Origin of the sequence: Endozoicomonas sp. ONNA1 (genome assembly GCF_024606325.1) — a bacterium.
Taxonomy (GTDB): Bacteria; Pseudomonadota; Gammaproteobacteria; order Pseudomonadales; family Endozoicomonadaceae; genus Endozoicomonas_A.
This window is the reverse complement of the sequence record NZ_JAHHPN010000143.1, coordinates 1-4,808: the sequence shown is the minus strand read 5'-3', so window position 1 is coordinate 4,808 and position 4,808 is coordinate 1. Positions and strand designations below refer to the sequence as shown.

6 protein-coding genes are annotated in these 4,808 nt (G+C 50.5%); 1 reads left to right on the top strand and 5 read right to left on the bottom strand.

Annotation, left to right across the window (positions count from 1 at the left end; genetic code table 11):
- From KDK19_RS03425 to KDK19_RS03415, 3 genes are all read right to left on the bottom strand, one after another.
- The coding region (locus KDK19_RS03425; protein WP_257291335.1) for a low specificity L-threonine aldolase at window positions 1–752 on the bottom strand (752 nt) is incomplete at its 3' end.
- A 151-nt stretch (window positions 753–903) separates the two neighbouring features.
- A complete protein-coding gene (locus KDK19_RS03420; RefSeq protein ID WP_257274481.1) occupies window positions 904–1,731 on the bottom strand; it encodes a hypothetical protein in 828 nt (275 codons plus the stop codon).
- Between the two features lie 110 nt (window positions 1,732–1,841).
- Window positions 1,842–2,162, bottom strand: a complete 321-nt coding sequence (locus KDK19_RS03415; protein ID WP_257274482.1) for a hypothetical protein — start codon at window positions 2,160–2,162, stop codon at window positions 1,842–1,844.
- 115 nt (window positions 2,163–2,277) lie between these two features.
- On the opposite strand from KDK19_RS03415, the gene KDK19_RS03410 reads away from it, so the two are divergent.
- Window positions 2,278–3,540 (top strand): DNA polymerase IV, encoded by a 1,263-nt coding sequence (locus KDK19_RS03410; RefSeq protein ID WP_257274483.1) that lies wholly within the window; start codon window positions 2,278–2,280, stop codon window positions 3,538–3,540.
- A gap of 24 nt (window positions 3,541–3,564) precedes the next feature.
- Here the strand turns inward: KDK19_RS03410 and sctU are convergent, their stop codons facing one another.
- Together sctU and KDK19_RS03400 are read right to left on the bottom strand one after the other, a co-directional pair.
- Window positions 3,565–4,620 (bottom strand): type III secretion system export apparatus subunit SctU, encoded by a 1,056-nt coding sequence (sctU, locus tag KDK19_RS03405; protein WP_257255317.1) that lies wholly within the window; start codon window positions 4,618–4,620, stop codon window positions 3,565–3,567.
- Window positions 4,617–4,808, bottom strand: a 192-nt coding sequence (locus tag KDK19_RS03400; RefSeq protein ID WP_306801303.1) for a flagellar biosynthetic protein FliR, incomplete at its 5' end; no start/stop codon positions are given. The genes sctU and KDK19_RS03400, both read right to left, overlap by 4 nt.

The following is a 4,808-nucleotide window of genomic DNA, read 5'->3' as shown; positions in this document are numbered from 1 at the left end:
GGTCGGTAAAAAGGGCTTTCATCTGGGCTGAAATAAAGCGCATTTTTTGAGTGCAGTTGCAGCCCCTGCTTGCGCAAGTGCAGGAAACCATCGGCTGCTTCTTGATGGAAGAACACCAGGGCTTCACCAAACATCAGGCCATTTTTTGTCCCTCCCAGTGACAGAATATCAATGTACTGGCAGAGTTCTGCCGGAGGGCAGTCCATGGCTACAAGGGCATTGTAAATACGACAGCCGTCTACATGCATTAGCATTCCGGTCTCTTCGCAAACAGCCTTGATGGCCGCCAATTCTGACAGAGAGTAAAAAGTGCCCCATTCAGTGGGCTGGGTGATTGAGACCAGCTTTGGACGGGTAGCATGAGGCCCCCAGTAAGTTTCCTGCTCGTAGGCGGCCCGGATCTGCTTCGGAGTGATTTTGCCATGCACTGCAGGCAGCGTAATGAACTTGCTGCCGGTAGCATTAGCCGCTGCACCGGCTTCATGAGTAAAGATATGTGCACTATCAGGACAGATAATACTATCAATACTACGCAGCACCGACTTGCAGGCCAGAGTGTTGGCGGCAGTGCCGTTGTAGACGTAGTAAATGTCACATTCACGACCCAGAGTGGCCTTGATCAGGGCGTCGGCTTCCTGAGTCAACGAATCGCCCCCATAGGAAGGCGTATGACCCTGGTTGGCTTCAGCCAGTGCGTACATGATTTCAGGGCTGACGCCTGAACAGTTGTCACTGCAGAAATGCTTGTCCATGGGTTGTGTTCTGTTCCCGTGATTTAAAGTCAGTGAGTTTAGCCGGAACCAGAACAATGCCCAAGGGGTATGGCGTCGTTAAAGCGATCTGTGTGCCGGTCAGGCAAAAAAAAAGCCAGGAGTGCGTCCTGGCAAGGAGGAATGTTCTCGATTATTTCAAGCGGTTGGCTTTGGCGTTCTGCCTGCTCTGGCTTTTCACAGGACGGTCCTTTTCAAAGTCCTGTCTCAGATACAGCTTGGTAAAGGCGTGGCTGGCAAACTCTCGTTGAGTAAAATCGCGAATGGCTTTCTTCTCGCCCTTGGATCGGGTGTGCTTGGGCTGTGCCAGCCGTCTGGTCGTTTCAGGGTTAACCTTGCCGCATTTGTCTCGGGTTACAGGTGCTTTCAGGTCATCCTCATATTTCTGTTTGGCATCGCTCAGTGCTTTTTGTCTGGCCAGAAAATCTGAAGAGAGTGCTTTCTGTTTTATTTTCGGCCTGCGCTCATCTTTATCACCGAAAACCACCGTGCGAATGTTTTTTTGATAACGGTCAGCAACTTCTGCCCCCGGAGTATTGAAGGGGATGGGGTGAGGCCTGGAAAGAGCCGCCATGAAGGCATGCCCCGGCTTTTTCTCTGGCCTGGCCACTGGACGAGGGATGCGTGATGGCGCTCTCATCAGTTGCTCTTTCACGGACTGCTCTTTTACGGAAACAGCGGCATCAGTAACGGCTACCTGCCTGTCGCCAATATCCGTTTCATCCCAATCCCATTCGAAGAGAAGGTCGTTCTCATTAAGTTCATGCATGTCGGCTATATAGTTTCTCGCCATGGAGCTGACTTCACTGGCACCCCAATAGAGTGTGGATACCGCTCTGGAGGCACCATTGTACAACCAGGTTTTAGCCTGCTCTTTGCCCTCTGAAAATGCGTTGAGAGCCAGTTGTAGTGCATTGCTTGTTGTATTGACTGGTGAGTGGGGGGTCATACATGAGTACATGGGCAACTCCTTTCTATCCTTGAATGCTGTTGTTGTTTTTTATGGTCAGCTTAGCCTTCTTTTAAAGGCTGTTTAATGACAACCCGGTTAGTTGGCCTAACGGTTTTTCTTCAGAATATGCAGTCCACTGCCTGAAGGTTATCTCCATGGTGCATAACCTGCAAAGCAGGTGTTTCCGTACTGATGTGGGCAACAGCCATCCGGGCATCGAAATGACTTACGTAGATCGTAGTGCGGTATCTGACCGCCAGAACAGCTTCGTTGAATCCGAAAAAGCTGAACAGTGTCAGTACGATTTGAAAGGTGATCCTTGTGCGTTTGAACATGGCTACTTCCCCGTGTGAACCAATGTAGAGCTGATCGTACGAGATGCAGACAAGGGGTTGCATAACATCTCTGTCAGCAATGCTGACGAAATCGGAAGACATCATAAAATCGCACTCATTTGCTTCAATTCATCCGCTCATGCACCTATTTCCGGGGCGATAAAAAAAATCAATCAAAGAGGGACTTGTCTGAAAGCTTCAGGTGAATAATACTGTATAAATGAACAGTATTCTTGTAAAAGACAAGCCTTGGCCCCGAATGATTGCGCTGGTGGATATGAATGCCTTTTTTGCCTCCATTGAGCAGCTGGACCGGCCTCAATGGCATCAAAAGCCGGTGTGTGTCACCAATGGCCGAACAGGGACTTGCATCATCACCGCCTCCTACGAGGCACGGGCCCGGGGCATCAAAACCGGTATGAGGTTGCGTGAGGCCAGAGGTTTGGCGCCTGATCTTATCCAGGCGCCTTCGCGGCCTTATCGTTATGCTCAGATTTCCTCCAGCATCATGTCAGCTCTGGAAAACATCACTCCGGAAATAGAAGTCTTCTCGGTGGACGAGGCTTTTCTCGATCTGACCGACTGTCAGGCACTCTATGACTGCCCGGTGGCCGAGGTGGGCCGAAGGATCAAGGCCTGTGTTTTTGAGGCTTCCGGCCTGTTGTGTTCAGTGGGTATCAGTGGTGACAAGACCACAGCCAAGTGGGCAGCCAAGCAACAGAAGCCTGACGGACTGACCGTTGTCCACCCCTATCAGGCTCGTGAAACCCTGTCGGATGCTCTGGTCACTGATCTGTGTGGCGTCGGTTCAGGTATTGGGCGTTACCTGGCTCAGTACGGTGTGCGTCGTTGCGGTGATATGCAGAAAGTGCCCATTAGCGTGCTGGGCAAGCGTTTTGGTAATCTGGGCAAACGCATCTGGCTGATGGCCCAGGGCATGGACCCGGAGCCACTGCATAAAGAGGTAGGCGTGCCCCAGAGTATCGGGCACGGTAAGGTGATTCCGCCCAATACCCGGGATAAAACCATCCTGAGAACCTATCTGCTGCATATGTGTGAAAAGGTGGCCGCTCGTCTCAGACGTTATGACTTTGAAGCCCGGTTGTTTGCCATTGGCGTGAATACGCCCGGAGGCTGGGTCAGCAAAAAGCTGAAGACGACAACCCCAACATCCGATGGCGATCTGATCATGGCACTGGCAGACTTTTTCCTGGATGTCTACTGGGATGAAGGAGAGAGAAGCCGGGGAGTGCATCAGGTACACGTCGGAGCCCTGGACCCGCGACCCAAACATGGGCAAGGAGAACTGTTCAAGGAAGAGGATATTAAAAAGGAAAAACTACTGGCGACCATTGATGAGATCAACCATCGTTACGGCGAGTTCGCCCTGTGTAAGGCTCCCTTGCTGAACCGCTCGGAAATGCCCAATGTCATTTCACCGGCCTGGCGGCCAGTGGGGCCCAGAAATACTCTGGAGAGTTGAGCAGAGGTTTTGCATTGTTCAACCTTAAGAGTCGTCTGAGAGGCCCTGTTTTTCCTTGAGGTCTTCTACCCATCGGAATACTTCTGCCACCGGTTCAATCAAATCGCTGGGGATGAAACTGGCAATGTCCGTATCAAACAGGGCGTGGGCCAGGGGGACATTCTCCATAACGGGGATGCCTTCTTTATCGGCAATTTTCACAATAAAGCGTGCACGTCCACCCCGGCCTTTAACCGTCACCACGGGCAGTGGTGTCACATCCTGTTTATAGTGCAGGCCGATGGCCAGGTGAGTCGGGTTTTTGATAACAACGTCTGATTTCTTGGTGTTTTCTGCTTCGTTGAGAATTTCCTGGTGAATTTCTTTTCGTTTACCCTTGATTTCAGGGCTACCTTCCATCTCTTTGTGTTCGCGTTTGACTTCATCCTTGGACATTTTATTTTCTTTGGTGAACTGTTGCTTCTCGAAAAGATAGTCCAGCACCGAGATCACTAAGAAAGCCGCAATGGCGTAGATCATCAGTTTTTTCATCAAAACCCCGACAACAGGGAGGATACAGTCATTACCACAGTAAGGGAGGTTGACCATATCAGCGAGGCTGTTTTTGATGACGAAGTAAACAACGATGGAAAGAAACACAATCTTGATAACGGACTTGAAGAATTCCACCAGATTTTTGATGGCAAAGATGCGCTTGAATCCGGCAATGGGACTGATCTTTTTCAGGTCGGGTTTTACCGATTCACCGGCCAGCAGAAAGCCAAACTGCATAATGTTGCCTATGATGGCAGACAGCATGGATACCATAACCAGGGGTAACAGCAGCTCAATGGATTTATCAAGAATGCCCCGGGTGACAATCTTGAAAGCGTCCTGAAAGTTTTCGTTATAAACCGTTGCGGGAAGGATCACCATTTCCTGAATGGTGTTGAGGTAGGTATCGCTCATAAACCAGAGGGTGCAGACCACGGCGATAATGCCAAAGGTGCTGGATACTTCTTTACTCTTGGCGACCTGACCTTTTTTTCGGGCGTCACGCAGCTTTTTTGGCGTAGGTTTCTCTGTCTTTTCAGCACTCATTTCCAGAGCTCTCCCACGGTTTTAAAGATCATGGGAATGCCTTCGTCATGTTTTTTGGCCAGTTGCAGAATCGTGCTGACGTAAACCACCAGAATGGCTGCCGCGACACCGGATTTGATCGGCATGGCCAGGATAAATACGTTCAGCTGAGGGGCTGAGCGGCTGATCAGGGCGATGCCAAATTCTGT